The following is a 25,811-nucleotide window of genomic DNA, read 5'->3' on the forward strand; positions in this document are numbered from 1 at the left end:
CGGCCGCCATCTCAGAAGGAGCTCGTCCATGGGCTGGACCGACGAACGCATCGCCCTGTTGAAGCAGTTGTGGACCGAAGGCCTCAGCGCCAGCCAGATCGCCGATCGGCTCGGCGGCGTCAGCCGGAATGCGGTCATAGGCAAGGTACATCGCCTGAAGCTGGAGTCGCGGGCAAGGACGCCCGGCGTCGCCGCTCCCCAGCCGGTGCCGCAGGCGCAGCCGGTCGTCGCCGAGACCGTGCGCGAAGAGGTCGTCGAGGTCGCCATGCCGCGCGTCGTCGCCTCGCAGCCGGCGCCCACCATGGTGCGCCCCGCGATGCCGCGCAGCGTCGGCGCGACGGCGCTGAAGGTCGAGATGGAGCCGGAGTTCGAGACCGAGGCCGACGCCGAGCCGCAGCGCCAGAGCGGCGAGGTCGTGCCGATCGCGCGCAAGCTGACCCTCGTCCAGCTCAACGACCGCACCTGCAAGTGGCCGGTCGGCGATCCCCTGCAGCCGGACTTCCATTTCTGCGGCAACCATTCAGGCGACGCCTCGCCCTACTGCACCTATCACGCCAAGCTCGCCTTCCAGGCGGTGGAGCGGCGGCGCGTGCGCTGAGGCGCCACGCCACGCTCCCGCTGCGAAGCGGGCTCCATCCAGCCGTCGCGCGCTCCGGTTCGCGGCGGCTTTTGCTATCCGCCCCTGCGGCGGACCGACATCGGCTCAGGCTTGCCGCCGCATGAACCGTCCGTCATCGAAGCGACGCGGAGCTTTGCCATAGCCGAGGCGACCGCTCGCCCGGACGCCCTCGGCTCCGCCGCGACTGCCCCCATCCGCATGCACGGAGTCCCACTTCAATGCCCGGACGCGACGCCTTCTCCGCCCCCGGCCGCTTCTTTCGCGGCAACATCCACACCCATTCCGATCGTTCCGACGGTGCGCTGTCGCCGGACGCCGTCTGCCGCGCCTATGCGGAGGCCGGCTACGACTTCCTCTGCCTCTCCGACCACTTCCTGGAGCGCTTCGGCTTCCCCGTCACCGACACGCGGGAGCTGCGCAGCAACCGGATGACGACGATCCTCGGCGCCGAAATCCACGCGCCGCAGAACAGCCATGGCGAGATCTGGCATCTCCTCGCCTGCGGCCTGCCCGACGACTTCGCGCCGCTGGAGCCGGACGAGGATGCGGTCGCGCTGGCGCGGCGCGCGGTGGAGGCCGGCGCCTTCCTCGGCATCGCCCATCCCAACTGGTCGTCGCTGTCGATCGAGGACGGCCGGCAGATGGCGGGCCTCGCCCATGCCGTGGAGATCTGGAACACCGGCTGCGCGATCGAATGCGACCGCGGCGACAGCGGCTATTTCCTCGACATGCTGCTGAACGACGGCCATCGGCTCGCCGCCTATGCCGCCGACGACGCGCACTTTAGGATCGCCGACGGCTTCGGCGGCTGGATGATGGTCAAGGCCGAGGAGAACGAGCCGGAAACACTTCTGGCGGCGATGAAGGCCGGGCGGTTCTACTCGTCCCAGGGCCCGGAGATCGCGGGGCTCGCCGTCGAGGGCGGCCGGTTGCGCGTCGCCTGTTCGCCGGTCAGCGTCGTCGCGGTCGTCGGGCGCGGCTCGCGCGCCGTCGATGTCGTCGGCAGCGACCTGACCGAGGCGGAGATCGACCTTACCCGCTTGGCCGGCGACTGGTGCCGCGTCGTCGTCACCGATGCCGGCGGCCGCCGCGCTTGGTCGAACCCGCTCTGGCTTTGAGAGCTGCGAACCTGTCCAAAGCCTGTCGGCGAGATGACAGCCCCGGCTCGGCTGTGGCATGCCTGACATGATGTTCCCATAGGGCAGTTGCGGCGTCCATCCACGCCCATGCTCACAGGAGACCATCATGACATCGACCATCATCGCGGCGAGGCTGCGGCTCGCCGTCGCGGCAGTCGCCCTCGCCGGCGCCGCCTGCGTTCCCGCCTTCGCCGCCGACGCCGGCTATTCCGTCGGCCTGTGGGGCGACATGCCCTATGCCAAGGCGAAGGACGGGCCGAAGATCCCGGCGCTCATCGCCGACATGAACGCCTCGGAGATCGCCTTTTCGATCTATGACGGCGACACCAAGGACGGCTCCTCGAAGTGCACCGACGCCAGCTACGAGGACGCGGCGAAGATGTTCGACAGCCTGGACAAGCCGGTGATCTACGTCCCCGGCGACAACGAGTGGACCGACTGCCACCGCACCAACAATGGCGGCTACGACAACCTCGAGCGGCTCGACCATCTGCGCCAGGTGATGTTCGCCAGGCCCGAAAGCTTCGGCAAGACGACGCTGACCCCGGAGCATCAGGGCGAGCCCGGCAAGAAATTCGCCGAGAACGTCCGCTTCTCCAAGGGCGGCGCGATGTTCGTCGGCCTGAACGTGCCCGGCAGCAACAACAACAAGGTCGACGGCGAGAAGAGCTGCACGCACAAGAGCGCCCGCACGCCCGCGCAGTGCGAAGCCGACAACGCCGAATACCGCGAGCGCGACAAGGCGAACATCGACTGGCTGCGGCAGGCCTTCGACAAGGCCAAGGCCGAGGGCGACAAGGGCATCATGATCGTCATCCAGGCCGACATGGGCTTCGATCTTCCGGAGACGGAAGACACCGATGAGAGCCGCCTGCCCGGCTATGACGGCTACGCCAACCTTCTCGACGCCCTGACCGAGCAGACCAAGGCCTTCGACGGCCAGGTCGTGCTGGTCCATGGCGACACGCACTACTTCAAGATCGACAAGCCGCTGATCAACGCCACCCACCTGCTGGCGAATTTCACCCGCGTCGAGACGTTCGGCAGCCCTAACGTCCATTGGGTGAAGGTCGACGTCGACCCGAACTCGCGCGACGTGTTCACCTTCCACCCGATGATCGTCCAGGCGAACGCCAAGGCGAGCCTGTAATCGCCCGAAGGCGCCGGACGATCCGCTTCGTCCGGCGCGCTGCGGCTCACTCTGCCGCTCAGCTGTCGATCAGGAGTTCGACGCGGTCGGCCAGGAAGCGGCTGCGCGAGAACTGGATCGGCACGTCCTTAGGATCGTAGTTCGCCGATTCCGTCACCAGGACGATGCCGTCCGCCGGGCAGGCGAGGTGCGCGGCATCGGCCCGGCCGACTCTTTCGGCGCCGATCCGGGTCTGGTGGCGGCGGTAGTCGTCGACACCATGGGCGGCGAGCGCCTTCGTCACCGAGCCGGTCTCCGCATAGGCGGCGACGATGTTCGGGAAGCGCTCCGCCGGAAACCAGGCGGTGCCGACCGACAGGGGAATCGCGTCGGCGACGTGCAGCGTCTCCAGCCGGTGCAGAGGCGCACCGGGACGCAAGCTCAGCTCCCGCGCCAGCTGGCCGTCCGCCGCCTCGCGCGTTGCCGCAATGAGCCGTCCGGCCGGCTGGCGGGCGAGACGCGAGACGTTCTCGGTGAAGCGCGTGCGCGCCCCGACGGGGTAGACGAGCCGCTCCGGCAGGCGCTCCACGAAGGTGCCGCGCCCGCGCTCGGAGCGCACCAGCCCTTCGGCGGCGAGCGCCGCCAGTGCCCGGCGCACGGTATGGCGGTTGACGCCGAAGCGGGCGGCGAGTTCGGTCTCCACCGGCAGCTTCTCTAGGCCCCCACCGATCATCTCCCGGATCTCGTCCGCCACGCGGCGCCAGCGGGCGATCCCGTCCGCGCTCTGGCTCATCGCCTCTCCTTCCGCATCGCCCGGCTTTTTTCGCAGACGTCATTGTCGCGTCATCGGCGCCGGGCTATGTCTGTCGTATCAGATCTAGTTGTCTAATCAAGTAGACTAATCATGGCGGATCATCTCGAACATGCGGCGGAGGACGCTGCGCGCGGCCGGCGCCGGGCGATGGAGGCCTTCGCCGCGGCCGATCCGGCTGCCCTCGCCGCGGCCTGGACCCGGCTCGCCGGCGATACCCAGGCCGCGATGCTGCGCGGGCCGGAGGCGGGGCTGGTGATGCTGCGCGGGCGGATCGGCGGCGGCGGGGCGCCGTTCAATCTCGGCGAGGCGAGCGTCGCGCGCGCCAGCGTGCGTCTGGCGACCGGCGAGGTCGGCCACGCCATGGTGCTCGGTCGCGACCTCGACCACGCCCGGCTTGCCGCGCTGTTCGACGCCGGCTGGCAGCGGCCGGACTGGCGGGAGGCGATCGAAGCCGACGTCATCGTGCCGGCCCTTGCCGCGCAGGCCGAAGCGGATCGAAAGGCCGCCGAGGAGACCGAGGCGACGCGCGTCGATTTCTTCACCATGGTCAGGGGCGACGACTGATGGCGGACACATCGCACCTTGCGGGCGACGCAGCCCTGACCGGCGGCTTCGCCGATCCCGTTTTCGACGCGCAGGCGGTGTTTTCGGCCGTCATGAACGCCTTCGCCCGGCCCGGCACGATCGTCGACCTTGCCGGCCGCACCCAGCCGCCGCGACCGGTGCCGGAGGCGGCGGGCGCGGTGCTGGCGACGCTCGCCGACGCCGACACGCCGGTGTTTCTCGACGAAGCGGCGGCCGGCGGGGCGATGGCCGCCTGGCTCGGCTTCCACACCGGCGCGCCCGTCGTGGCCGAGCCGGCGGACGGCCGCTATGCCCTGATCTGCGATCCCCGGGCGATGCCGCCGCTCGGCCGGTTCGCGCTCGGCACGGACGCCTATCCCGACCGCTCGACGACGCTGATCCTCTGCCTGCCGAGCCTGACCGGCGACGCGGGCCTCACCCTTGCCGGCCCCGGCATCGAGACCACCGCCACGATCGCGCCGCAGGGCCTGCCCGCCGGTTTCCTGGCGGACTGGCGGTCCAACTGCGCGAAGTTTCCCCGCGGAATCGACATGATCCTCTGCGCCGGCAGCCGAGCGCTCGCCCTCCCCCGCACCACCCGGATCGAGGAGGCCTGACGCCGATGTATGTGGCCGTCAAAGGTGGCGAGACCGCCATCGCCAATGCGCATCGTCTGCTCGCCGACCGGCGCCGTGGCGACCGCTCGGTGCCCGCCCTCACCCTGGAGCAGATCGCCGGGCAGCTGGCGCTTGCCGTCGACCGGGCCATGGCGGAGGGCTCGCTCTACGATCCGGAACTCGCCGCCATGGCCGTCCGGCAGTCGCGGGGCGACCTGATCGAGGCGATCTTCCTGATCCGCGCCTATCGCACCACGCTGCCGCGCTTCGGCACGTCGCTGCCCGTCGACACCGGCCGCATGCGCATCGAGCGGCGCGTCTCGGCGACCTACAAGGACATGCCGGGCGGCCAGCTGCTCGGTCCGACCTTCGACTACACCCACCGGCTGATCGACCCGGCCATGGCCGGCGACGAGCCGGTCGAGGACGGCGCGCGGCGGGACTGGCCGGGCGAGTCCTGCCCCCGTGTCACCGACATCCTCGGCCATGAGGGGCTGATCGAGCCGGACAAGTCGGCGGACAGCGAGGCGCCCGGCGACCTCACCCGCGAGCCGCTCGACTTCCCGGCCGACCGGGACCTGCGCCTGCAGGCTTTGTCGCGCGGCGACGAGGGCTTCCTGCTGGCGCTCGCCTATTCCACCCAGCGCGGCTATGGCCGCACCCATCCCTTCGTCGGCGAGGTCCGGATCGGCATGGTCGATGTCGAGGTGGAGATGCCGGAGGTGGGGTTTCCGGTGACGATCGGCCGTGTGCGCCTGACCGAGTGCCAGATGGTCAACCAGTTCCAGGGTTCGGCCAAGGAGCCGCCGCAGTTCACCCGCGGCTACGGCCTGGTCTTCGGGCAGTCGGAGCGGAAGGCGATGGCGATGAGCCTTGTCGACCGGGCGCTGCGGGCCGACGAGTTCGGCGAGGAGCGCACCGCCCCGGCGCAGGACGAGGAATTCGTCATCGCCCACTCCGACAATGTCCAGGCGACGGGCTTCGTCGAGCACCTGAAGCTGCCGCATTACGTCGACTTCCAGGCCGAGCTGGATCTCGTCAGGCGGATGCGGCGGGAGCAGAAGGCGCGAGCGACCGATGCCGCGGACGAGGATGCGAAAGAACGGGACGCCGCCGAATGACCGCCGCCCTGCCCAGCTACAACTTCGCCTATCTCGACGAGCAGACCAAGCGGATGATCCGCCGCGCCATCCTGAAGGCGATCGCGATCCCCGGCTACCAGGTGCCGTTCGCCTCCCGCGAGATGCCGATGCCCTATGGCTGGGGCACCGGCGGCGTGCAGGTGACGGCGTCGATCATCGGGCCGCACGACGTGCTCAAGGTGATCGACCAGGGCGCCGACGACACCACCAACGCGGTGTCGATCCGCGCCTTCTTCGCCAAGACCGCTGGTGTCGCGACGACGACGAAGACCACCGAGGCGACGATCATCCAGACCCGGCACCGGATCCCGGAGACGCCGTTGAAGGAGGGCCAGACCCTCGTCTTCCAGGTGCCGATCCCGGAACCCTTGCGCTTCCTCGAGCCGCGCGAGACCGAGACGCGGGTGATGCACAGCCTGAGCGAATACGGGCTGATGCATGTGAAGCTCTACGAGGACATCGCCCGCCACGGCCACATCGCCACGACCTATGCCTATCCCGTCAAGGTCGAGGGGCGCTACGTCATGGACCCGTCGCCGATCCCGAAGTTCGACAATCCGAAGCTGCACCGCTCCCCGGCGCTGCAGCTCTTCGGCGCCGGCCGCGAGAAACGCATCTACGCGCTGCCACCCTATACCGACGTCGTCTCGCTCGACTTCGAGGACCACCCCTTCGCCGTACAGGCCTTCGACCGCCCCTGCGCGCTCTGCGGGGCGGAAGACGTCTATCTCGACGAGGTGGTGACGGACGACCGGGGCGGGCGGATGTTCGTCTGCTCGGACACGGATCATTGCGAGGAGCGTCGGGAGATGGGGTTTGTGGGGGCGGACGATGTCGAGGCGGGGCAATGAACCGGCCCGCAGACCTTATGGATCCAGCAGTCGCGCAACTGCCTAGCCGTCACTCCGCCGCGTCTGTCGGTGCAGCCTCGCGCAGAATGGCATTGATCCGCTCCTCCCAGTCGTCGCCGGCGCGGCGGAAGCGCTCAACGACGTCACGGTCGACCGCAACCCGCGTGCGGCTCTTGAGCCGCGCCTGCATCTCGTCCCAACTCATGAACTCGGCGTTGTCGTCGACTGGCGGATTGTCCGGATCGCTGAGCGCATCGGCCGTGATGGCTGCGTCTTCTTCCGGAGTCATCTCCTCCAGAGTCTTGCTCGTCTTGCGGCGCGCATCCGCCCAGTCCTCAGCGGTCGGTTGCGTCCTTATGACGGCTTGCTGTCTCACGATCATAGCGCCGAACCTCTCGGTCATTGGCCTTGCGAAGGGATATGACGCGAATTGTGTCGCCTCGCTCGGTATAGATGAGAACGTGGAGGCGCTCAGCAATGTAGCCGATGGCCTGAATTCGTACCTCGCCATAGTCCGCGCGCGTGTCTTCGCGAAAAATCGCAGTCGCGAAGCTGAATTCCAGGGCATCTTCGAACGGTGGACGACCACGACGGAGATTTTCCTGAGCCTTCGCCTCATGCCACTCGAAGATGCGCTTTTGCGTCATGCGTGACGCTACCACAGGCTGCGAACGCTGCAACCGTTCGACTCCTCACCGCCGTTGGGACTTTGCCCGATGACCACCCCCCTCCTCACCGTCCGCGGCCTCACCAAGCGCTATGGCGCACGCATCGGCTGCGAGGCCGTGTCCTTCGACGTCTATCCCGGCGAGGTGCTGGCGGTGGTCGGCGAGTCCGGATCGGGCAAGACGACGCTGCTCAACTGCATCTCGGCGCGCCTCGATGCCACCTCCGGATCGGTCGCCTACACCTTCCGGGACGGCGCGGTGCGCGACCTCGCCGACCTCTCGGAGGCCGAGCGGCGCTTCCTGATGCGCACCGACTGGGGCTTCGTCCATCAGCAGGCAAGCGACGGCCTCAGGATGCGGGTCTCGGCCGGCGCCAATGTCGGCGAGCGGCTGATGGCGGTCGGCGAGCGCCACTACGGCAACATCCGCGACACCGCGCTCGACTGGCTCGACCGCGTCGAGATCCAGGCGGACCGGATCGACGACCGGCCGGTCGCCTTCTCCGGCGGCATGCGCCAGCGCCTGCAGATCGCCCGCAACCTCGTGACGCGGCCGCGCCTGGTCTTCATGGACGAGCCGACCGGCGGCCTCGACGTCTCGGTGCAGGCACGGCTCCTCGACCTGATCCGGACGCTGGTCTCCGAAATGGGGCTGTCGGTGGTGATCGTCACCCACGACCTCGCCGTCGCGCGCCTCCTGTCGCAGCGCATGATCGTGATGAAGGACGGCCGGGTCATCGAGGAAGGCCTCACCGATCGCATCCTCGACGACCCGCACCACGCCTATACCCAGCTCCTCGTCGCCTCGATCCCGGAGGTCTGATCCGATGTCTCCCCTCCTTTCCGTCCGCGGCGTCGAGAAGTCCTTCACCATGCATCTGCGCGGCAGCGTCCGGCTGCCGGTGGTGGCGAACGTCTCCTTCCACGTTGCGGGGGGCGAATGCGTCGTCCTCGGCGGCGCGTCGGGGGTCGGCAAGTCGTCGATCCTTCGGATGATCTACGGCAACTATGCCGTCGACGCCGGGGCGATCCTCCTGACCGACCCCGAGAGTGGTCAGACCACCGACCTCGCCGGCGCCGATCCGCGCACCGTCATCGACCTGCGCAAGACCCGCATCGGCTATGTCAGCCAGTTCCTGCGGGCGATCCCGCGGGTCCCGGCGATCGATGTCGTCGCCGAGCCGCTGCTCTCGCGCGGCGTTGGCCCCGCCGACGCGCGCGAGCGGGCGCGCGAACTGCTGGCGCGGCTGAACCTGCCGGAGGCGCTCTTCGAGCTTCCGCCGGCGACCTTCTCAGGCGGCGAGAAGCAGCGGGTGAACATCGCCCGCGGCTTCATCACCGACCATCCGATCCTTTTGCTCGACGAGCCGACCGCCTCGCTCGACGCGGAAAATCGCGACGTCGTCTGCGATATGATCGAGGCGAAGATGGCGGCGGGGACGGCGATCCTCGGCATCTTCCACGACGACGCGGTGCGCGCCCGCATCGCGACGCGCATCGTCGACGTCAGCGCCTTTTCGGCGCGCAGGGCGGCCTGAGCGGACCGCTGCACCGCAGCGTCCGGCTGCGGCCGCGCCGGCTCACATCTGGTCGGGCCGCAGCGCGATCGCGCGGTTCGCCGTCAGATCGTTCTGGCAGGCCGACGCGGCGTTGGTGCGGATCGTGCCTTCCTTGTTGATCTCGAAGATCCGGTCGCATTCCGCGTCGCGATAGGCGAGCCAGGCGCGCTGCGCCTTCAGGAGCGCCGCGGCGGCGCTCGGCTCGGTGCCCTGCTCGTCCTTGAGACGCTTGTCGAGATCCTTCGCGTCGGCGAGCGAGGCCTTGTAATTCTCGTTCAGGATGACGTCCCAGGCCGCCTGCTCGCGGCCGAGGCACTCGTCGATGCCGGGCGTCGTCTGCCCGTCCGGCGTCTCCTCGCAAGGGTTCGCGACGACGCCGATGCAGGAGGCCGGGTCGTCGCCGGCCTTGGCGAGGCAGGCCTTCACCGTGCGGAGATCGCCCTTGGCCGTGTCGGCCGCCAGGGCGGGATGGGCAAACAGGGCGAGCAGCGATAAGGTCAGGCACTGTCGGCGCATGTCGGGGATCTCCTCCAGCCGGAACGGCTGGCCCACTAGGCCATGCGCCACGCCACCCGCGCAACGGGAATCTTCGTCATGAGCATCGCCTCGATCGTCAGCTTCGTCGTCTTCCTCGCCCTTGTCCTCGCCGTGGCGATGAGCGGCGCGGTGTTCAAGCCGGGGCCGTGGTACCAGACGCTCGACAAGCCGGGCTGGACGCCGCCGAACTGGGCCTTTCCGGTCGTCTGGTCGGCGCTCTACGTGATGATCGCGGTCGCCGGCTGGCGGGTCTACGGGACGGCAGGCCTCGTCGGCCTGCCCTTCGCGGTCTACGCGCTGCAGCTGGTTCTCAATGCGGCCTGGTCGGCATTCTTCTTCGGCATGCGCCGGCCGGACATCGCGTTTGCCGACGTGATCCTGATGGCGCTGGCGATCGCCGCCAACATCGCCCTGTTCGCGCCGATCGACGCCGTCGCGGCCTGGCTGCTCGTGCCCTATCTCGTCTGGGCCTGCATCGCCGCCTGCCTCAACTACTCGGTCTGGCGGCGCAATCCGGGCCGGTTCCGGCAGCAGGAAGCGATCGGCTGAGGCCTTGCGCGAACGCCTCCCGCATCACGTCCGCCACCCGGTCCGGCGCCTCCTCATGGGCGAGATGGCCGAGGCCGGGCAGGCTGACGACGGAGGCATCCGCGACCATCCGCGCCACGCGCTCTGACACCTCCGGCGGGATCGCCCTGTCGCGCGTGCCGGTGACGAGGGTCAGCGGCACACACAGGCGCGGCAGGTCGCGCCTCAGGCCTTCGAGGTCCCAGTTCGCCATCATCGACAGCGCGCCCTCGACATGCGCGGGGCTCGCGAGCAGCCGCTCGTAAAAGGCAAGGCCCTCCCGCGAGATCGTCGAGCCCGTGCTCTCCATCAGCCGCGCCACCGCATCGCCATGCCGCGCCCTCCAGGAAAAGAAGCGCGGCGCCAGGGGGTTGAGGAAGAGCAGCTTGGCAAGGCCCGGGAAGAGATGCGCCGCAACGCCCGGGAACGGCAGCAGCGCGCCGTTCAGCGAGACGATGCGCTTCGGCGCGATCCGCCCGTCGATCGCCATGCGCAACAGCACGGCGGCGCCGGCCGAATGCCCGGCGGCGTAGGCCGGCGCGATCTCCAGCTGGTCCAACACCTCGGCAACGAGGTCGCGCATCCCCGCGATCGAGGGCTGGCGCCAGCGCGGACGGCCGGAGAAGCCGTGGGAGGGCAGGTCCAGCATCACCACGCGGTAATCCGCGGCGAGAAGGGGCGCGAGGTCGCGGAAGGAATGGGTGGAGGCGCCGGTGCCGTGGAGAAGGAGCAGCGGCTCGCCGGCGCCGAGGATCTGGACGTGGAAGCTGGTGCCCCCTGCCGACACGAAGCGGCTGGCCTCCCGGTGCGGCCAGTCCCGCCCGTCGCGCGCCCACTCCAGCGGCCGGCTCATCGCGCTGCGGCCGTATGGCGTGCCGAGCCGGACGCCTCTCGCGAGGCCGCGCCGACAGCATCCGACAGCGCCTGCGAATCCGCCCGCGGCAGCGCCAGATAGGTCGCTCCCATGGCGACCGCGAGCTCGCGCGCGGCAGATCCCTGTCGCTGGCCGACATCGACGAGCAGCGCCGCGATGCCCGCGGCGCGCACGGCCCTTGCCGCGGCCAGCGCGTCGGCCTGCGCCGCCGGGCGCCCGGCCGCACCGTCCCGGGCGATATTGGCGCGCCCGTCGGTGAGGAGCGCAATCAGCGGGCGGCGGCCGTCTCTCGCCGATGTTCGCGCCAGGGCCAGCGCCGCCGCGATGCCGCTGGCGAGCGGTGTGCCGCCGCCGGCCGGGAAGGCGGCGAGGCTGCGCTTCGCCCGGGTCAGCGACTTCGTCTCGGGCAGCAGCACGTCGGCCTTCGTGCCGCGGAAGGCGACCAGCGCGACGCGCTCGCGCCGGACGTAGCATTCGGCGAGGATGCGCTCGACCGCGCCCTTGGCCTCGGCAAGACGGGCGAGCGCCGCCGAGCCCGAGGCGTCGACCGCAAAGATCGTCGCGGTCTCGGCCTTGCCGCGATAGCGCCGGACGCGGATGTCGGACGAGCGCACGAGGATGCGGCCGCTCGCGGCGGCCTTGGACGCACCGGCTGGGGCCTCGGCGGGCGCTCTGCCCGCCTCCCGTCGGCGCAGAGGCTGCCAGGGCGCGGCGGATCGCAGCGTCGCGGCGAGGTCCAGCCGCTCGCGCCGCGGATCGCCCTCGCGCGTGCCGACGATCCGGCCGCGACGGGCCTTGTTGGCCGACGACCCGGATCGGCCGGCGCCGCGATGGGCTGAAGGCGAGGCTGCCATCAGTGCGGACAGCCGGTCGAGCAGGTCCGCGGGGAGCGCAACGTCCGACGCCGCGACGGTGACGTCATCGGGCCCGTCCGCCGACGTCACGTCGTCGTCCTGCGGCGCGTCCCCCTGCGCGCCCGCTTCGGGCGGCGCGGCGTCCTGCGGCGCCTCGCTCTCCCGGTCCGGCTCCTGCGGCTCGTCGCGCTCGTCCGGCCCCGCCGGCATCCGCGTCGCCCGGGGCAGGAGGACGTGGCGGATGGCGCAGTCGAGGTCCGCTTCGGCGACTTGGTCGCGCGCCGCGAGCGCGGCTGCCGCCCGGGCGGCCTTCAGCGCCTGGGACGGCACCCGCAGCGAGGCGATGCCGAAGGCCGCCGCCGCCTGGCAGAGCAGCATCACGGCATCATCGTCGACGGCGATCGTGGTAAGCCGCCGCCGCGCCGCGAAGACCGCTTCGGCCGCCGGTGCCTCGTCGCCCATGCCGCGCGGATCGGCGCCCTCCAGGTCGACCCAGAGGCCCAGCCGCTCGGCGAGCGCGGGCGGCGGCGCCTCGTCGTCCTCCATGCCCTCGTCGAGGGCGAGGATGCCGAGCCGCGCCGGCGTCTTAGCCGACAGACCGTCGCGCTCCAGCCGCACGGCGCCGGTGTCCAGCGTGTCGGCGAGCACGGCCGCCGTCCCCGGGGGCAGGCGCTCGGCCATCGCGGCGACCAGCACGCCGCCGTCGCAGGAGGCGAGCAGGCCGCGCTCGGCGACCGGCCGGCCGGCGTCGAGCGATGCGGCGAGATCGAGACCGCCGACGAGCGCGGCGTCGCCGATCCCGGCCGGCATGCGCCGGAACGGGATGTCCGCCGGCAGAAGGGTCTTCAGCAGGGCGAGCGCCGCCTCGCGCACGAAGCCGGCGCGGGCGTGGAGCCGCAGCCCGAGCGAGGGATCGACGGCAAAGAGCGCGAGAGCGGCGACTGCCTCCTGCCAGCGATCGGCGGCCGTGACCGCGGCTTCGGTGCGGCCATCGGACGCCATCGCGTCGCCCGCTGCGGATCCGGCTCCCCCGAACCCGGCCACCGCGCCGGTTCCGGTTAGGACAGGGGCCAGCGGCGCGGGCCCTGCGCCCCGACGCGAGGGCGGTGATGCCGCGGCTTGGCGGGGGCCGGTCACGCCGCCTCGAGTTCGCCGATCGCCCGCTCGACACGCGTCGCCGTGCCCGCCTCGTCGAGGGGATCGCGGCGGAGCCGGTGTGACAGCGCCAGCGGCGCGAGGCGGGCGAGATGCGTCCATTCGACGACCGCATCGCCGTCCAGCGCCGCGAGCGCCCGGGCGGCCCGCATCAGCGTCAGCTCGCCGCGCAGACCGTCGGTGCCGAGCCGGATCGACAGCTGCGCCGCCTTCTCCAGCGTCGCGTCGGGAACCCCGACATCGCCGAGCCGGTCACGCGCGGTGAGGATCGCGTCCCGCACGGCGCCATTCTCGGCCGCGTAGGTTGCGGAAAAGCCGGCCGGGTCGCGCTCGAAGGCGTCGCGCCGCTTCACCACCGCGATGCGGGTCGGAAGGTCGGTCGGCGTCGTCACCTCCACGGAGAGGCCGAAGCGGTCGAGAAGCTGCGGCCGCAACTCCCCCTCTTCCGGATTGCCGCTACCGATGAGGACGAAGCGGGCGGGATGGCGCACCGACAGGCCCTCGCGCTCGACGACGTTCTCGCCCGACGCCGCGACGTCGAGGAGGAGGTCGACGAGATGGTCCTCGAGGAGATTGATCTCGTCGATATAGAGGAAGCCGCGATGGGCGCGCGCCAGCAGGCCCGGCTCGTAGCGTTTCTCGCCGGCGGCGAGCGCGCGCTCGAGGTCGAGCGAGCCGACGATACGGTCCTCGGTCGCTCCCAGCGGCAGGTCGACCACCGGGACGGGGACGGTCCGATCGTCGATCGCCTCGCCCGAATCCAGCCGGGCGCGGCAGGTCTCGCAGGCCTCCTCGGGCCGGGCGGGGTCGCAGCGATAGGCGCAGTCCGCCGCCCGCATCTGCGGCAGAACCGCCGCCAGTGCGCGCACCGCGGTGGACTTGCCGGTGCCGCGGTCGCCGAAGACGAGAACGCCGCCGATCGACGGGTCGACGGCGGCGAGCGTCAGGGCCAGCTTCATCTGGTCCTGCCCGACGATGGCGGAAAAGGGAAAGGCGATCCTCATGGGCGTGAGGCTAGCCGGTTTGACAGCCGATGAGAAGCCGCAGCTTGACACATGGGCCCACAGGCTGCCGGCCGGAGGATGGCCGGGCGCGCGGCGACCGCAGCCGAGTCCTCGGTCACGGCTCCCGGACTATGGCGGCCGCCGGCGGCTTCGTATAATTGGTCATGACCTTCCTGCCCGACCTTCCGACCTTCCTCGCCTTCTCGCTCGCCTGCTTCGTGCTGACGATCACGCCGGGCCCCGACATGACGCTGTTTCTGGGCCGGACGCTGGCGGAAGGACGGGCGGCGGGCTTTGCCGCCTATGCCGGTGCGTCCACCGGCTCGCTGATTCATACGAGCCTCGCCGCGCTCGGCCTCTCCGCGCTGATCGCCGCCTCGCCGGAGGCGTTCCTGGTGCTGAAGGTCTGCGGCGCCGGCTATCTGATCTTTCTGGCGGTTCAGGCGATCCGCTCCGGATCGACCTTCAAGCTCGACGCCAAGGGCGGGCAGAAGGCGCGGTCGCTCCGAGCGAGCTGGGCGACCGGCATCGGCATCAACCTCACCAATCCGAAGATCATCCTGTTCTTCGTGACCTTCCTGCCGCAGTTCATCCATGCCGGCGATCCGAACGCGGCGGGCAAGCTGTTCTTCCTCGGCGTCTACTTCATCGCCTTCGCGACGCCCTTCGTCATCGCGATGATCTTTGCCGCCGACAAGCTCGCCGCGGCGCTGCGGCGCCGGCCGAAGATCACCCGGATGATCGACTACGTCTTTGCCGGCGTGTTCTCCGCCTTCGCAATCAAGATCCTGACGACGCAGGGGCGGTGACCGTCGTGACCGTCTCGTCGGAAGGTCCTCCGGTCCGGCGACCGGCCTCACCGCAGGCAGTCGCAAGCGGCCGTGTATCGGAGCCGGAGGCCGAGCTCTCTTCGCAAGACCGTCCCGCAACCTTCGCCGAGTGACCCCGGAATGCCGAAGCTCTCCCCGTCTCCGCTGATCCACCCGAGCGCCGAGGTCGAGGATTCCTTCCTCGGCCGCTATACCGAGGTGGCCGAGCGCTGCCGCGTCACCGAGACGGTGATGGGCGACTATTCCTACATAGAACGGGACGGACAGGTCTGGGCGGCCGAGATCGGCAAGTTCGCCAACATCGCGGCGGCGGTGCGGATCAACGCCACCAACCACCCGACCTGGCGGGCGACGCTGCACCACTTCACCTACCGGGCGGGCGACTATTTCGAGGGCGAGACCAACGAGGCCGAGTTCTTCGACTGGCGCCGCGAGAACAAGGTGACGATCGGCCACGACGTCTGGATCGGCCACGGCGCGACGATCCTGCCGGGCGTGTCGATTGGCAACGGTGCCGTGATCGGCGCAGGCGCCGTCGTGTCGAAGGACGTGGCGCCCTTCACGATCGTCGGCGGCGTTCCGGCCCGCCCCATCAAGCCGCGCTTTGCGCCGGGAATCGGGGAGCGCATGGAGCGCCTCGCCTGGTGGGACTGGCCGCACGAGACGCTGCGGGCCGCCCTCCCCGACTTCCGCAACCTCTCGGCCGAGGCCTTCCTCGACAAATACGCAGGGTGAGTCGCGGGCGGAGCCGCGGCCCCCGGAGCGGAATGCCGAATGAAAAACGCTCCCGAACCCGCGGATGGGGCTCGAGAGCGTGATCCTTCCCGCCGCCCCGCCGTCTCAGGCGAAGCGCTATGCGATGCGGGTGCTGCCGTCGCGGCGGCCGCTCTGCACGATCAGTGCAGATCGACCCGCTTGCGGTATTCCTGCAGCTGCGTCGTGCGCAGCCCGGCGAGGCCGTGCTGGTCGATCGACATCTGCCAGGAGAGGAATTCCTCCACCGTCAGCGTATAGCGCGAGCATGCCTCCTCAAGGCTGAGGAGGCCGCCGCGAACCGCCGCCACCACCTCCGCCTTGCGGCGGATCACCCACCGGCGCGTGTTGGTCGGCGGCAGGTCCGCCAGCGTCAAAGGGCTCCCGTCGGGACCGATGACGTATTTCACTCGTGGTCTAACCTGATCGGTCATTGCACTCTCGAACACCATTCAAAGACCTAATCGTCCCTGACCGTAGCCGGGTGCTTTTAAAAATCCGTCAAGCCCCGCGTAAGGTTTCGATAACAACACGAGTCAAATCGCCGACTTCACGAAGCGAGATCGCGTCCTCATCTTCAGCCGGCCCGCAGCGGGCCATTTTCGCCGCGATTCCCGGCCATTTCCGCTGAATAAGCCGGCAGCCGGGTGATCCGGTGGGCGGAAGCGAAATTTGGCCTTCGGGCCCGGAAACGATAGAAGCGGGGCTCGCCATGCCTTTCGAACCCCGCCGGGGCAGCCGATTATGAACAGCCTGGATCTCGAAAAGTCGCCCGCCGACACCCGTGTCGTCGTCGCCATGTCCGGCGGCGTCGATTCCTCCGTGGTGGCCGCCATCCTGAAGGACGAAGGCTACGACGTCGTCGGCATCACGCTGCAGCTCTACGATTCGGGTGCCGTCCCGCGCCGCGCCGGCGCCTGCTGCGCCGGCCAGGACATCCACGACGCGCGCCGCGTCGCCGAGACGCTCGGGATTGCCCACTACGTCCTCGACTACGAGGACCGCTTCCGCCGCGACGTGATCGACCCCTTCGCCGAAAGCTATCTCGCGGGCGAGACACCGATTCCGTGCGTCGCCTGCAACCAGACGGTCAAGTTCCGCGATCTCCTGGAGACCGCGCGCGATCTCGGCGCCGATGCCCTGGCGACGGGGCACTACATCGAGACGCGGGCGGTGGACGGGCGCCGCGCCATGTTCCGCCCGCACGACCTCGATCGCGACCAGAGCTATTTTCTCTACGGCACGACGCGCGAACAGCTGGACTTCCTGCGCTTTCCGCTGGGACGGCTGACCAAGCCCGAGACGCGGGCGCTGGCCGAGAAGCACGGGCTCGCCATCGCCGCCAAGCCCGACAGCCAGGACATCTGCTTCGTCGCCAGCGGCCGCTACAGCGACGTCATCCGCAAGCTGCGGCCGGACGCCGGCGCGCCGGGCGAGATCGTGCATCTCGACGGCCGGCGGCTCGGCACCCATGACGGCATCTTGAACTTCACCATCGGCCAGCGGCGCGGTATCGGCGTCGCCGCCGGCGAGCCGCTCTACGTCGTCGCGCTGGAGCCGAAGACGGCGACCGTCGTCGTCGGCCCGCGCGAGGCGCTTCTGACGCATCGCCTGACGCTGCGGGACGTGAACTGGCTCGGCCGGCGCACGCCGGACTCCTATGCCGAGACCGGCACCGAGGTCTTCGTCCGGGTGCGCTCGACCCGGCCGCCGGCGCCGGCCCGTATCGTCGGGGACGATGGCGGCTGGTCGGTGGAGCTTCTTGGCGGCGAGAGCGGCGTTGCGCCCGGCCAGGCCTGCGTCTTCTACGATGGCGAGGGAGCCGGCGCCGAGGTTCTGGGCGGCGGGGTGATCAGCGAGGCGCAGCGGGCCGAGCTTCGGCCCCAGCCGGCCGCGGAGATCCGCGCCGCCGGCTGAGCCGGCACCGGGCGGGAGCCGCCGGCGCGGGAACAGACGTGGGCGCTGTAGCTGCGGACGCTCAGCCGGCCTGCTTCAGCGGCGACGCCTCGGCAAGGATCCGCACCGTCTCGACCGCCTCGACCGCCCCGGTCTCGGGTTCGCGGCGATGCTGGACGCAGTCCACGAAGTGGCGCAGTTCGCGGTCGAGCGGCAGGCCCGGCTCGGTCGGGATATAGGCGACGGGGGCGTTCTCGAAGGCGAAGCCCTCCCCGCTGCGCCAGACCTTGTGGGCGTAGAAGGCGAGCTTCTCGCCCTCCGGCGCCAGATCGTCGAAGGTCAGCATGCCCTCGGTGCCGACGACCGAAAAGCGGCGGTCGCGATAGGGCGAAACGCGCGAGACATGCACCTCCGCCTTCAGGCCGCCGGCGAAATCGAGTTCGATGTCGGCGATGTCCGTCTCGTCGGAGAGGACAGACCGTCTCTGGCTGATGATCTGCGTCGGCAGCGAGCCGGCGAGATGCAGGATCATCGAGAGGTCGTGCGGGGCAAGGTCCCAGAGCGCATCCATGCCGAGGAAGCGACCGAGACCCATGCGATTGGCGACCATGTGCCGGACGGTGCCGATGCGCCCTTCGGCAACGACGGCGCACAGCCGCTGGAACACCGGGTGGAAGCGCAGGACGTGGCCGACCATCAGCAGGCGATGCGCCGCCCGCGCCGCCGCAGCGGTCTTTTCGGCATCTGCCGGATCGAGCGAGATCGGCTTTTCGATCAGCACGTCCTTGCCGGCGGCGAATGCCGCCCGGGCCATCTCCCCTTGCGCGCTCGCCGGCAGCGCCAGCACCAGCGCATCGATGTCCCGAGAGGCGATCGCGGCCGCAGGCTCGATCGCCGGCACCCGGTAGCGCTCGGCGAACATCTCGGCGCGATCGGGGTTGCGGTCGGACACGGCGGCGAGGACGCCGATCTCGGACAGGGTGCGGACATGGTTCTGGCCCCACTGGCCACATCCGATGACGGCTAATCTTGGCTGCATGTTCGTCCAGGCGTGACGCATTGCGATGGTCCCGCGTCTATCGAAGCCGGCCGCGACGGGCAAGCTTGCGGCCCGGCGCGAGGCTCGGCGGGAACCCGGCCGTCGCCGCCTCGCCGGCTACGCGGCGACTCGGCCGGCGGGCTGCGAGCCAGCGCCCGGCCTCCCTCGCCCTACAGCCGTGGACCCTGTCCGGGCCTTGCTGCCGGCCGGGGCTGGGCGCTGCGTCAGCCGATCGCCGCCTGACGCCGCTCCTCGTGCTCGTCGCGCAGGCTGTCGCGCTGCTCGAGCTTTTCGGCATTGGCGAGTTCGGCCTCCGCCTCGTCGAGCGCCAGGCGGGCGGCGCTGATCTGCACTTTGAGATCCTTGACGGAATTCATCAGATTGTCGCGGCGAAGGCGCGCCGCCTTGGCGAAGGTCGGATAGGCGAAATGGTTGACGTCGCTGATGCCCGCCTTCTTCTCCTCGCTGGAAATCTGGGCGTCGAGCTCCCCTGCCATGCGGGAGAACTCGCCCAGCATCAGCTCGAGCTGCTCGACTTGCCGACGCTTTTCCAGAACCTTGAACCGCGTCAGTCGCACCAAGTTGTCCCGCTTCATGACCACATCCTCAACTCGCGGCTCCGGGGAACGAAGCGCGCTTGAACACCGCGTCGTCGGGTTTCGGGCAAGGCTCGCGAACTATGCCCTTTAACCGTCTGTTTACGCGCACGGTTAATCATAGGGACGAGGGTTTAAGGCTGGGTAAACCGGGATCGACACTTGTTACGGGGCTGCGCCGACGGCGCCAGATCCCGCCGGGCGGATCCGAGCTTTCGACCAGTCCGCGGCTTGTCGCGGCCTGGGTCCATGATGGGCCAGGAGGATTTGTTAACCATTTGGTGCCAGTTTGGGCCGAACTATGACAACGAACGCTTTGCCGGATATGCCCGGTTCGGCTCGGCTGGCGGAGAGGAACTTCTGATGCGCGTTCTTTTGATCGAAGACGACAGCGCGGTCGCGCAGAGCATCGAACTGATGCTCAAGTCCGAGAGCTTCAACGTCTACACCACCGATCTGGGGGAAGAGGGCGTCGATCTCGGGAAGCTCTACGACTACGACCTGATCCTCCTCGACCTCAACCTTCCGGACATGTCCGGCTACGAGGTGCTGCGCACGCTGCGCCTGTCGAAGGTGAAGACGCCGATCCTGATCCTCTCCGGCATGGCCGGCATCGAGGACAAGGTCCGCGGCCTCGGCTTCGGCGCCGACGACTACATGACCAAGCCGTTCCACAAGGACGAGCTGGTCGCCCGCATCCATGCGATCGTCCGCCGCTCCAAGGGCCATGCGCAGTCGGTCATCAACACCGGAGACCTGACGGTCAATCTCGACGCCAAGACGGTCGAGGTGAACGGCCAGCGAGTGCATCTGACCGGCAAGGAATACGCCATGCTGGAGCTGCTCTCGCTGCGCAAGGGCACGACGCTGACCAAGGAGATGTTCCTCAACCATCTCTACGGCGGCATGGACGAGCCGGAGCTGAAGATCATCGACGTCTTCATCTGCAAGCTCCGCAAGAAGCTCGCCACCGCCACCGACGGCAAGAACTACATCGAGACCGTCTGGGGCCGCGGCTACGTGCTGCGCGAGCCGGACGAGGTGAAGGCCGCCTGACAGGGGTCTCTCCCGAACTCCAACGCCGACGCTATTCGAGGCTCGCCCGGCTCCGCCGCGGCGGGCCTTTTTCGTTCCGTTCGGCGCGCGACGACCTGCCTGGCCGTTCGCAGCCGATGCTGCCCGTCCTCTTCGTCGCGGCACCGGCTCGGGACGCCGCCGGAGAGGCGCTTCGAAGCAGGGCGAGCATCACCTGGGCCACGCCACCCGCAGCAGGAAGAGGCGATATTGCGGTTCAGGCCGCCTGTTCCGAGGAAATGAACGGAGACAGCCAGTCGATCAGCGCCTGGCGGTCGAACGGCTTGTAGATGTAGCCGGTCACGCCGGCGCGCCTGAGGCGCGTCATCAGCCCGAGATTGGCTTCGACGATCGCCGCCAGGATCACCGTCTGTCCCTTCCCCGAGCGCTGACGCAGTTCGCGAACGAAGTCAACCCCGGCCTGGTCGCTGCAGCCGACGGAAACGATGACGATGTCGGGCAGGCCGTTCTCGTCGATCCAGGCGCGCGATTCGGCAAGTGTCGCGGCACATTCGACGGCGAGCCCGAACTGCAGGATCAGGCGCGAGGCGATCTTGCGGATCACCGGAGCCTCGTCGATGACCAGACAGGTCTGCATGGGGTTCCTCCGTTGCGGCCGCTGCGTCTCAGGACGAAAGAACGGTTAGCACCTCGCACTTGCCGTTCCGTTCAAGGACATGACTAACGCAGGGTAAAGCTCAGCCGAAGCAGGCGCGGCCGGCTCGGCCGCTTGCGGAGCCCCGGCAGCGGACCGGCCGAGCGCTTCAGGCGGAACTCCGCGCGGCGCGCAGCCCGCTTCGGCTCAGGCCAGCGGCTTCAGGGCGGCGAGGAGCACGCCCGCTTCGACCTGATCGCCCGCCGCGACGAGGACCTGGGCGAGTGTTCCGTCGCGGGGAGCCGTCAGCGTGTGCTCCATCTTCATCGCCTCGAGGACGAGAAGCGGCATGCCGGCAGTCACGGTGTCGCCAGCGGCCGCGGAAACCAGCTTGACGAGGCCCGGCATCGGTGCGGTGACGCGCTCGCCGCTTGCGGCTTCAACGGCGCCGGCAGCAGGAGCATGCCGCTCGAAGCGGTGCGGCTGCCCCTCCAGGAAGACCGTCACCGACCGGTCGTCGCGCAGCAGCCCGGCCGAGAAAACGCGACCGCCGATCTCGACGCGCGCCTCGCCGCCCTCGCGTTCGCCGAGAAGCCGGACCGCGATCGCCGAGCCGGCCGCCTCGACGACGAACAGACCGTCTCCCTGGTCGGCAACCGGGACGTCGAGCCTGCCCCCGTCCGGCGACCCAAAGCGCGCGACGTTCCGGGCGGTGCCCCAGGCGCGAAAGCCGCGGAACGCCGCAAACGGGTCCGGATCGCGCCGGGCCGCGCGGCTCTCGCCGAGAAGGCCGAGCTCGGCCAGAGCCCCGATCGCCAGCGCTTCGGGCGGTGTGTCGGGCCGTGCGGTCAGCGCCGCGAGATCGCGCGCGATCAGCCCGGTATCGACGTCGCCGGCGGCAAAGCCGTCATGGGCCGCGAGCCGGCCGAGGAAAGCGAGATTGGTGACCGAGCCCGCGATCCGGGTCTGCCCGAGCGCCGTTCGCAGCCTGCCGAGCGCGGCGGCCCGGCTCGGCCCGTGAACGATCAGCTTGGCGATCATCGGATCGTAATGCGGCGTGATCCGGTCGCCTTCGCGAACCCCGGTGTCGATCCGCACGCCGTCCCGCGCCTCGGGAAAGCGCAGATGCGCCAGCGTGCCCGTCGCCGGCAGGAAGCCCCGCGCCGCATCCTCGGCATAGAGGCGCGCTTCGAAGGCGTGGCCGTCGATCGCGAGATCGTCCTGGGCGAAGGGCAGCGGCTCGCCCGAAGCGACGCGCAGCTGCAGTTCGACGAGATCGAGCCCGGTGATCGCCTCGGTGACCGGGTGCTCGACCTGCAGCCGGGTGTTCATCTCCATGAACCAGAACCGGTCGGGCCGAAGCCCCTCGGACGCGTCGACGATGAACTCGACGGTGCCCGCGCCGGCATAGCCGATCGCCTTCGCGGCCTTCACCGCCGCGGCCCCCATCGCCGCGCGCATCTCGGCCGTCATGCCGGGCGCCGGCGCCTCCTCGATGACCTTCTGGTGGCGGCGCTGCAGCGAGCAGTCCCGTTCGAAGAGGTAGACGACGTTGCCGTGGCTGTCGCCGAAGATCTGGATCTCGATGTGCCGCGGCGTCTCGACATAGGTCTCGATCAGGCAGTGCGGATCGCCGAAGGCCGCTTCCGCCTCGCGCTGCGCGCCCTCCAGTGCGGCACGAAAGTCGGCGGGTGCGTCCACCCGGCGCATGCCCTTGCCGCCGCCGCCGGCCCGCGCCTTGATCAGCACGGGGTAGCCGATCCTGTCCGCCTCGGCGGCGAGCTCGTCCGGATCGCGGCTGTCGCCGTGATAGCCGGGCACCACCGGCACGCCCGCCTCGCCCATCAGCCGCTTGGCAGCGTCCTTCAGCCCCATCGCCCGGATGGCACTCGCGGACGGCCCGACGAAGGTCAGCCCGGCCCTCTCGACCTGATCGACGAAGTCCGGGTTCTCCGACAGGAAGCCGTAGCCCGCGTGGATCGCGTCGGCGCCGGTCCTCAGCGCCGCCTCGACGATGCGGTCGCCCCGCAGATAGCTCTCGGCCGCCGCCGGCGGGCCGATCCGCACGGCTTCGTCGGCCATCGCGACATGCAGCGCGTCCTCGTCGGCATCGGAGAAGATCGCGACCGTGTGGATGCCGAGCCGCCGCGCCGTGCGGATGATGCGGCAGGCGATCTCGCCGCGATTGGCAATGAGGAGGGTGGCGATCGTCTCAGTCATTGGCCGAGCTCCGGCAGGTCCGACCAACTCGTTCGTTCGAGGGATGGGGTCTTGAGGCGACGATCGTCGGAGATGAAAAGCGTTGCGGAGGCAAGGCGGGCGGAAGCAACGTGAATGGCATCGGGCAAGGCCATGCGATGAATGGATCGAAGCACGGCGGCTTCGACGAGCACGTCGCGCGACACCGGCAGAACCGCCAGCCAGGACTGGGACGAGAAGAGGGCGAGGTAGGCGTTGATGGTCTGCGCCGCGTCATCGGCCAGCGGCTTGACCAGACATTCCGACAGCGCGATCTCGCTGGTGATCCCGACCACCCGCCCCGCGTCCAGCTGCGTCACGAACTGCTTCTGAGAGACGGTCAACGGCGCCACCGGCTCGATCAGCGCGATCAGCACGTTCGTATCGAGATAGACAGGCGGGGGTTCCACCTATCGATCCCCCTCTTCGCGCAGCGCTCGCACATGGGCCATGATCTCCTCTGATGTGCGGAACGAATGTCTGGAGGAACCGGCGCCGATCAGCGACATCAAGGAGCGCGGTGTAGCCGGCACCGCGAGCGCTTCCGCCAGGATCGCACGCGCCTCGGCCTCCGCCGAGCGTCCGTTCTGCCTGGCTCTCGTCTTCAGGCGCTCCAGCAAAGCATCGTCGATCTGCCGTACCAGCATCTGGCCCATGGCATTCCTCTTGATATCATTTCGATATCATAGCTGCGGACTCACATCCGGAACAGCCCGAACCGCGTCTCCGGGATCGGCGCGTTGAGTGCCGCCGAGAGCGACAGCGCCAGGATCTCGCGGCTCTTCGCCGGATGCACGATGCCGTCGTCCCAGAGCCGGGAGGAGGCGTAGAGGGGATGGCTCTGGCGGGCGAAGGTCTCGATCGTCGGAGCCTTGAACGCGGCTTCCTCCTCCGCCGACCAGGAGCCGCCCCTGCGCTCGATCGCCTCGCGCTTCACCGTCGCGAGAACTCCCGCTGCCTGCTCGCCGCCCATCACCGCGATGCGGCTGTTCGGCCAGGTCCAGAGGAAGCGCGGTCCATAGGCGCGCCCGGCCATGCCGTAATTGCCGGCGCCGTAGGAGCCGCCGATCAGCATCGTCACCTTCGGCACGGCGGTGGTGGCGACGGCGGTCACGAGCTTGGCGCCATGCTTGGCAATGCCGCCCGCCTCGTAGGCGCGGCCGACCATGAAACCGGTGATGTTCTGCAGGAAGACCAGCGGAATCCTGCGCTGCGAGCAGAGCTCGACGAAATGCGCGCCCTTCATGGCGCTTTCGGCAAAAAGGACGCCGTTGTTCGCCAGGATACCGACCGGCACGCCGTGGACATGGGCGAAGCCGCAGACCAGCGTCTGGCCGTAGCGCGCCTTGAATGCGTCGAATCTGGAGCCGTCGACGAGGCGGGCGATCACCTCGCGGACGTCATAGGGCGTCTTCGGATCGGCCGGGACGATCCCGAGGATCTCGGCCGGATCGTAGGCCGGGTCTTCCGGCGCCTCCATGACGACGGTCTCCGGCTTCCTTTCGTTGAGGTTCGCCACGATGCGCCGCGCGATCGCCAGTGCGTCTAGGTCGTCCTCGGCGAGATGGTCGGCGACGCCGGAGAGCCGCGTGTGCACATCGCCGCCGCCGAGGTCCTCGGCCGAAACGACCTCGCCCGTCGCCGCCTTCACCAGCGGCGGGCCGGCGAGGAAGATCGTCCCCTGCCCCTTCACGATGATCGTCTCGTCGCTCATCGCCGGGACATAGGCGCCGCCCGCCGTGCAGGAGCCCATGACGACGGCGATCTGGGCGATGCCCTTCGCTGACATCCGCGCCTGATTGTAGAAGATGCGGCCGAAATGGTCGCGGTCGGGGAAGACCTCGTCCTGGTTCGGCAGGTTCGCCCCGCCGGAATCGACGAGGTAGACGCAGGGCAGCCGGTTCTCCTCGGCGATCTCCTGGGCCCTCAGGTGCTTCTTGACGGTCAGCGGGAAGTAGGTTCCGCCCTTCACCGTGGCGTCGTTGGCGAGGACCATCACCTCGCGGCCCGCGACGCGGCCGATCCCGGCGATCGCGCCGGCCGCCGGCACTTCGCCGCCGTAGAGACCATGCGCGGCGAAGAGGCCGATCTCCAGGAACGGCGAGCCGGGATCGAGGAGACCCTCGACCCGGTCGCGCGGCAGCATCTTGCCCCGTGTGACATGCCGCTCCCGCGCTGCCTCGCCGCCGCCCGCGAGCGCCGCCGCCGCGGCCGCCTCGACGGCCGCGATCTGCTCCAGCATCGCCGCACGGTTCGTCGCGAAGGCCTCGGAGCGCGTCGAGATGCTGGAGGTCAGGATCGGCATCGCAGGCTCCCGCAGTTCATCGGATCAGCTCGACCTCGACGCCGATGTCGATATCGGCCCAGGCGCGGTCGGCGGTGACGACCCTTGCCTTTTCCTGAAGAGCCAACGCAAGGCAGGCGCGATCGCCAAGCGAAAGTCCCATCCGCCGGGTCTCTGTGCGCAGCGTTCCAGCCAGTTGTGCCTGAATGCGGTCGAAGGGAACGGTCGCAAGATCAAGACCGGCGAGCAGGAGCTTCGCCGCCTCCCCGGTCAGCCCGTGGTCGATCAGCTTGCTCACGACCTCAACCACGTTCACGCTGGAAATCCGCCCATCTGGAATAAGCGAGGCAAGGTCGTCGCTGCCCGGCTCACTCCACAGATAGGCGAGGACTGCCGAGCTATCGAGCACGACCG

At 69.5% G+C, this 25,811-nt stretch carries 30 protein-coding genes; 14 read left to right on the forward strand and 16 right to left on the reverse strand.

The window, feature by feature from the left end:
- Positions 1-28 precede the first annotated feature (28 nt).
- From AB5S17_RS16935 to AB5S17_RS16945, 3 genes are all read left to right on the forward strand, one after another.
- Positions 29-598: a GcrA family cell cycle regulator gene (locus AB5S17_RS16935; protein WP_369241495.1), complete on the forward strand. Its 570-nt coding sequence runs from the start codon at positions 29-31 to the stop codon at positions 596-598.
- A gap of 239 nt (positions 599-837) precedes the next feature.
- On the forward strand, positions 838-1,737 hold the full coding sequence (locus AB5S17_RS16940) for a CehA/McbA family metallohydrolase (RefSeq protein ID WP_369241497.1): 900 nt from the start codon (positions 838-840) through the stop codon (positions 1,735-1,737).
- 127 nt (positions 1,738-1,864) lie between these two features.
- Positions 1,865-2,908, forward strand: a complete 1,044-nt coding sequence (locus tag AB5S17_RS16945; protein WP_369241499.1) for a hypothetical protein — start codon at positions 1,865-1,867, stop codon at positions 2,906-2,908.
- Between the two features lie 58 nt (positions 2,909-2,966).
- On the opposite strand, the gene phnF is transcribed toward AB5S17_RS16945, so the two are convergent.
- Positions 2,967-3,680, reverse strand: a complete 714-nt coding sequence (phnF, locus tag AB5S17_RS16950) for a phosphonate metabolism transcriptional regulator PhnF (protein ID WP_369241501.1) — start codon at positions 3,678-3,680, stop codon at positions 2,967-2,969.
- 111 nt (positions 3,681-3,791) lie between these two features.
- Here phnF and phnG point away from each other — a divergent pair, with 111 nt between their 5' ends.
- The 4 genes from phnG to AB5S17_RS16970 are packed head-to-tail and all read left to right on the forward strand — an operon-like array spanning position 3,792 to position 6,875.
- A complete protein-coding gene (gene phnG, locus AB5S17_RS16955; RefSeq protein ID WP_369241503.1) occupies positions 3,792-4,265 on the forward strand; it encodes a phosphonate C-P lyase system protein PhnG in 474 nt (157 codons plus the stop codon).
- Complete coding sequence (gene phnH, locus AB5S17_RS16960; protein ID WP_369241505.1) at positions 4,265-4,882, forward strand: phosphonate C-P lyase system protein PhnH; 618 nt, start codon at positions 4,265-4,267, stop codon at positions 4,880-4,882. The genes phnG and phnH overlap by 1 nt, the downstream gene beginning before the upstream one ends.
- A 5-nt stretch (positions 4,883-4,887) precedes the next feature.
- A complete protein-coding gene (locus AB5S17_RS16965; RefSeq protein ID WP_369241507.1) occupies positions 4,888-6,003 on the forward strand; it encodes a carbon-phosphorus lyase complex subunit PhnI in 1,116 nt (371 codons plus the stop codon).
- On the forward strand, positions 6,000-6,875 hold the full coding sequence (locus AB5S17_RS16970; RefSeq protein WP_369241509.1) for an alpha-D-ribose 1-methylphosphonate 5-phosphate C-P-lyase PhnJ: 876 nt from the start codon (positions 6,000-6,002) through the stop codon (positions 6,873-6,875). The genes AB5S17_RS16965 and AB5S17_RS16970 overlap by 4 nt, the downstream gene beginning before the upstream one ends.
- A 49-nt stretch (positions 6,876-6,924) precedes the next feature.
- Here the strand turns inward: AB5S17_RS16970 and AB5S17_RS16975 are convergent, their stop codons facing one another.
- Both AB5S17_RS16975 and AB5S17_RS16980 read right to left on the reverse strand, forming a co-directional pair.
- Positions 6,925-7,278, reverse strand: coding sequence for a BrnA antitoxin family protein (locus AB5S17_RS16975; protein WP_369241511.1), 354 nt, complete (start codon positions 7,276-7,278; stop codon positions 6,925-6,927).
- On the reverse strand, positions 7,211-7,522 hold the full coding sequence (locus AB5S17_RS16980; protein ID WP_369241670.1) for a BrnT family toxin: 312 nt from the start codon (positions 7,520-7,522) through the stop codon (positions 7,211-7,213). The genes AB5S17_RS16975 and AB5S17_RS16980 overlap by 68 nt, the downstream gene beginning before the upstream one ends.
- A gap of 69 nt (positions 7,523-7,591) precedes the next feature.
- On the opposite strand from AB5S17_RS16980, the gene phnK reads away from it, so the two are divergent.
- Together phnK and phnL are read left to right on the forward strand one after the other, a co-directional pair.
- Positions 7,592-8,365, forward strand: coding sequence for a phosphonate C-P lyase system protein PhnK (gene phnK, locus AB5S17_RS16985; protein ID WP_369241513.1), 774 nt, complete (start codon positions 7,592-7,594; stop codon positions 8,363-8,365).
- A gap of 4 nt (positions 8,366-8,369) precedes the next feature.
- The gene (gene phnL / locus AB5S17_RS16990) at positions 8,370-9,080 is read left to right on the forward strand and encodes a phosphonate C-P lyase system protein PhnL (protein WP_369241515.1); all 711 of its coding nucleotides are present in this window, start codon (positions 8,370-8,372) and stop codon (positions 9,078-9,080) included.
- Between the two features lie 42 nt (positions 9,081-9,122).
- On the opposite strand, the gene AB5S17_RS16995 is transcribed toward phnL, so the two are convergent.
- Positions 9,123-9,617 (reverse strand): lysozyme inhibitor LprI family protein, encoded by a 495-nt coding sequence (locus tag AB5S17_RS16995; protein ID WP_369241517.1) that lies wholly within the window; start codon positions 9,615-9,617, stop codon positions 9,123-9,125.
- A gap of 78 nt (positions 9,618-9,695) precedes the next feature.
- On the opposite strand from AB5S17_RS16995, the gene AB5S17_RS17000 reads away from it, so the two are divergent.
- Positions 9,696-10,187, forward strand: a complete 492-nt coding sequence (locus AB5S17_RS17000) for a TspO/MBR family protein (RefSeq protein WP_369241519.1) — start codon at positions 9,696-9,698, stop codon at positions 10,185-10,187.
- Here the strand turns inward: AB5S17_RS17000 and bchO are convergent.
- The 3 genes from bchO to bchI all read right to left on the reverse strand — a co-directional run bounded on the left by bchO (position 10,126) and on the right by bchI (position 14,092).
- Positions 10,126-11,058, reverse strand: a complete 933-nt coding sequence (gene bchO / locus AB5S17_RS17005; RefSeq protein ID WP_369241521.1) for an alpha/beta fold hydrolase BchO — start codon at positions 11,056-11,058, stop codon at positions 10,126-10,128. The genes AB5S17_RS17000 and bchO overlap by 62 nt on opposite strands.
- Positions 11,055-12,935, reverse strand: a complete 1,881-nt coding sequence (locus tag AB5S17_RS17010) for a magnesium chelatase subunit D (RefSeq protein WP_369241523.1) — start codon at positions 12,933-12,935, stop codon at positions 11,055-11,057. The genes bchO and AB5S17_RS17010 overlap by 4 nt, the downstream gene beginning before the upstream one ends.
- 131 nt (positions 12,936-13,066) lie before the next feature.
- The gene (gene bchI, locus AB5S17_RS17015) at positions 13,067-14,092 is read right to left on the reverse strand and encodes a magnesium chelatase ATPase subunit I (protein WP_369241525.1); all 1,026 of its coding nucleotides are present in this window, start codon (positions 14,090-14,092) and stop codon (positions 13,067-13,069) included.
- 164 nt (positions 14,093-14,256) lie between these two features.
- Here bchI and AB5S17_RS17020 point away from each other — a divergent pair, with 164 nt between their 5' ends.
- The gene (locus tag AB5S17_RS17020) at positions 14,257-14,901 is read left to right on the forward strand and encodes a LysE family translocator (RefSeq protein ID WP_369241527.1); all 645 of its coding nucleotides are present in this window, start codon (positions 14,257-14,259) and stop codon (positions 14,899-14,901) included.
- Between the two features lie 141 nt (positions 14,902-15,042).
- Positions 15,043-15,657 (forward strand): DapH/DapD/GlmU-related protein, encoded by a 615-nt coding sequence (locus AB5S17_RS17025; protein ID WP_369241529.1) that lies wholly within the window; start codon positions 15,043-15,045, stop codon positions 15,655-15,657.
- 161 nt (positions 15,658-15,818) lie between these two features.
- On the opposite strand, the gene AB5S17_RS17030 is transcribed toward AB5S17_RS17025, so the two are convergent.
- Positions 15,819-16,109, reverse strand: coding sequence for a DUF1153 domain-containing protein (locus AB5S17_RS17030; RefSeq protein WP_229152557.1), 291 nt, complete (start codon positions 16,107-16,109; stop codon positions 15,819-15,821).
- A 310-nt stretch (positions 16,110-16,419) separates the two neighbouring features.
- Here AB5S17_RS17030 and mnmA point away from each other — a divergent pair, with 310 nt between their 5' ends.
- Positions 16,420-17,592: a tRNA 2-thiouridine(34) synthase MnmA gene (gene mnmA / locus AB5S17_RS17035; protein WP_369241532.1), complete on the forward strand. Its 1,173-nt coding sequence runs from the start codon at positions 16,420-16,422 to the stop codon at positions 17,590-17,592.
- Positions 17,593-17,653: 61 nt separating this feature from the next.
- On the opposite strand, the gene AB5S17_RS17040 is transcribed toward mnmA, so the two are convergent.
- Both AB5S17_RS17040 and AB5S17_RS17045 read right to left on the reverse strand, forming a co-directional pair.
- Entirely contained in the window at positions 17,654-18,610 is a 957-nt protein-coding gene (locus tag AB5S17_RS17040; RefSeq protein ID WP_369241534.1) for a Gfo/Idh/MocA family protein, read from the reverse strand.
- 224 nt (positions 18,611-18,834) lie between these two features.
- Positions 18,835-19,206, reverse strand: a complete 372-nt coding sequence (locus AB5S17_RS17045; protein WP_369241536.1) for a flagellar export protein FliJ — start codon at positions 19,204-19,206, stop codon at positions 18,835-18,837.
- A gap of 363 nt (positions 19,207-19,569) precedes the next feature.
- Here AB5S17_RS17045 and ctrA point away from each other — a divergent pair, with 363 nt between their 5' ends.
- On the forward strand, positions 19,570-20,262 hold the full coding sequence (ctrA, locus tag AB5S17_RS17050) for a response regulator transcription factor CtrA (protein ID WP_229152555.1): 693 nt from the start codon (positions 19,570-19,572) through the stop codon (positions 20,260-20,262).
- Between the two features lie 235 nt (positions 20,263-20,497).
- Here the strand turns inward: ctrA and AB5S17_RS17055 are convergent, their stop codons facing one another.
- The 6 genes from AB5S17_RS17055 to AB5S17_RS17080 form a co-directional block, all read right to left on the reverse strand.
- Complete coding sequence (locus AB5S17_RS17055; protein ID WP_369241538.1) at positions 20,498-20,878, reverse strand: response regulator; 381 nt, start codon at positions 20,876-20,878, stop codon at positions 20,498-20,500.
- Between the two features lie 204 nt (positions 20,879-21,082).
- Positions 21,083-23,095 carry a biotin carboxylase N-terminal domain-containing protein gene (locus AB5S17_RS17060; protein ID WP_369241540.1) on the reverse strand — a complete coding sequence of 671 codons (2,013 nt, stop codon included), beginning with the start codon at positions 23,093-23,095 and terminating at the stop codon, positions 21,083-21,085.
- Positions 23,092-23,523: a type II toxin-antitoxin system VapC family toxin gene (locus AB5S17_RS17065; protein ID WP_369241542.1), complete on the reverse strand. Its 432-nt coding sequence runs from the start codon at positions 23,521-23,523 to the stop codon at positions 23,092-23,094. The genes AB5S17_RS17060 and AB5S17_RS17065 overlap by 4 nt, the downstream gene beginning before the upstream one ends.
- Entirely contained in the window at positions 23,524-23,769 is a 246-nt protein-coding gene (locus tag AB5S17_RS17070; RefSeq protein ID WP_369241544.1) for an Arc family DNA-binding protein, read from the reverse strand.
- A gap of 41 nt (positions 23,770-23,810) precedes the next feature.
- Positions 23,811-25,418: a carboxyl transferase domain-containing protein gene (locus tag AB5S17_RS17075; RefSeq protein ID WP_369241546.1), complete on the reverse strand. Its 1,608-nt coding sequence runs from the start codon at positions 25,416-25,418 to the stop codon at positions 23,811-23,813.
- A 16-nt stretch (positions 25,419-25,434) separates the two neighbouring features.
- Entirely contained in the window at positions 25,435-25,806 is a 372-nt protein-coding gene (locus AB5S17_RS17080) for a type II toxin-antitoxin system VapC family toxin (protein ID WP_369241672.1), read from the reverse strand.
- Between the last annotated feature and the right edge of the window lie 5 nt (positions 25,807-25,811).

The organism is Jiella sp. M17.18 (assembly GCF_041027365.1).
In the GTDB taxonomy this organism is placed as follows: Bacteria; Pseudomonadota; Alphaproteobacteria; order Rhizobiales; family Rhizobiaceae; genus VKMB-3413.

Excerpts from the sequence above, each read along its gene's own strand:
- AB5S17_RS16935 (WP_369241495.1), top strand. The coding sequence starts at position 29 with ATGGGCTGGACCGACGAACGCATCGCCCTGTTGAAGCAGTTGTGGACC.
- AB5S17_RS16940 (WP_369241497.1), top strand. The coding sequence starts at position 838 with ATGCCCGGACGCGACGCCTTCTCCGCCCCCGGCCGCTTCTTTCGCGGC.
- AB5S17_RS16945 (WP_369241499.1), top strand. The coding sequence starts at position 1,865 with ATGACATCGACCATCATCGCGGCGAGGCTGCGGCTCGCCGTCGCGGCA.
- phnF (WP_369241501.1), bottom strand. The coding sequence starts at position 3,680 with ATGAGCCAGAGCGCGGACGGGATCGCCCGCTGGCGCCGCGTGGCGGAC.
- phnG (WP_369241503.1), top strand. The coding sequence starts at position 3,792 with ATGGCGGATCATCTCGAACATGCGGCGGAGGACGCTGCGCGCGGCCGG.
- phnH (WP_369241505.1), top strand. The coding sequence starts at position 4,265 with ATGGCGGACACATCGCACCTTGCGGGCGACGCAGCCCTGACCGGCGGC.
- AB5S17_RS16965 (WP_369241507.1), top strand. The coding sequence starts at position 4,888 with ATGTATGTGGCCGTCAAAGGTGGCGAGACCGCCATCGCCAATGCGCAT.
- AB5S17_RS16970 (WP_369241509.1), top strand. The coding sequence starts at position 6,000 with ATGACCGCCGCCCTGCCCAGCTACAACTTCGCCTATCTCGACGAGCAG.
- AB5S17_RS16975 (WP_369241511.1), bottom strand. The coding sequence starts at position 7,278 with ATGACCGAGAGGTTCGGCGCTATGATCGTGAGACAGCAAGCCGTCATA.
- AB5S17_RS16980 (WP_369241670.1), bottom strand. The coding sequence starts at position 7,522 with ATGACGCAAAAGCGCATCTTCGAGTGGCATGAGGCGAAGGCTCAGGAA.
- phnK (WP_369241513.1), top strand. The coding sequence starts at position 7,592 with ATGACCACCCCCCTCCTCACCGTCCGCGGCCTCACCAAGCGCTATGGC.
- phnL (WP_369241515.1), top strand. The coding sequence starts at position 8,370 with ATGTCTCCCCTCCTTTCCGTCCGCGGCGTCGAGAAGTCCTTCACCATG.
- AB5S17_RS16995 (WP_369241517.1), bottom strand. The coding sequence starts at position 9,617 with ATGCGCCGACAGTGCCTGACCTTATCGCTGCTCGCCCTGTTTGCCCAT.
- AB5S17_RS17000 (WP_369241519.1), top strand. The coding sequence starts at position 9,696 with ATGAGCATCGCCTCGATCGTCAGCTTCGTCGTCTTCCTCGCCCTTGTC.
- bchO (WP_369241521.1), bottom strand. The coding sequence starts at position 11,058 with ATGAGCCGGCCGCTGGAGTGGGCGCGCGACGGGCGGGACTGGCCGCAC.
- AB5S17_RS17010 (WP_369241523.1), bottom strand. The coding sequence starts at position 12,935 with ATGGCGTCCGATGGCCGCACCGAAGCCGCGGTCACGGCCGCCGATCGC.
- bchI (WP_369241525.1), bottom strand. The coding sequence starts at position 14,092 with ATGAGGATCGCCTTTCCCTTTTCCGCCATCGTCGGGCAGGACCAGATG.
- AB5S17_RS17020 (WP_369241527.1), top strand. The coding sequence starts at position 14,257 with ATGACCTTCCTGCCCGACCTTCCGACCTTCCTCGCCTTCTCGCTCGCC.
- AB5S17_RS17025 (WP_369241529.1), top strand. The coding sequence starts at position 15,043 with ATGCCGAAGCTCTCCCCGTCTCCGCTGATCCACCCGAGCGCCGAGGTC.
- AB5S17_RS17030 (WP_229152557.1), bottom strand. The coding sequence starts at position 16,109 with ATGACCGATCAGGTTAGACCACGAGTGAAATACGTCATCGGTCCCGAC.
- mnmA (WP_369241532.1), top strand. The coding sequence starts at position 16,420 with ATGAACAGCCTGGATCTCGAAAAGTCGCCCGCCGACACCCGTGTCGTC.
- AB5S17_RS17040 (WP_369241534.1), bottom strand. The coding sequence starts at position 18,610 with ATGCAGCCAAGATTAGCCGTCATCGGATGTGGCCAGTGGGGCCAGAAC.
- AB5S17_RS17045 (WP_369241536.1), bottom strand. The coding sequence starts at position 19,206 with ATGAAGCGGGACAACTTGGTGCGACTGACGCGGTTCAAGGTTCTGGAA.
- ctrA (WP_229152555.1), top strand. The coding sequence starts at position 19,570 with ATGCGCGTTCTTTTGATCGAAGACGACAGCGCGGTCGCGCAGAGCATC.
- AB5S17_RS17055 (WP_369241538.1), bottom strand. The coding sequence starts at position 20,878 with ATGCAGACCTGTCTGGTCATCGACGAGGCTCCGGTGATCCGCAAGATC.
- AB5S17_RS17060 (WP_369241540.1), bottom strand. The coding sequence starts at position 23,095 with ATGACTGAGACGATCGCCACCCTCCTCATTGCCAATCGCGGCGAGATC.
- AB5S17_RS17070 (WP_369241544.1), bottom strand. The coding sequence starts at position 23,769 with ATGGGCCAGATGCTGGTACGGCAGATCGACGATGCTTTGCTGGAGCGC.
- AB5S17_RS17075 (WP_369241546.1), bottom strand. The coding sequence starts at position 25,418 with ATGCCGATCCTGACCTCCAGCATCTCGACGCGCTCCGAGGCCTTCGCG.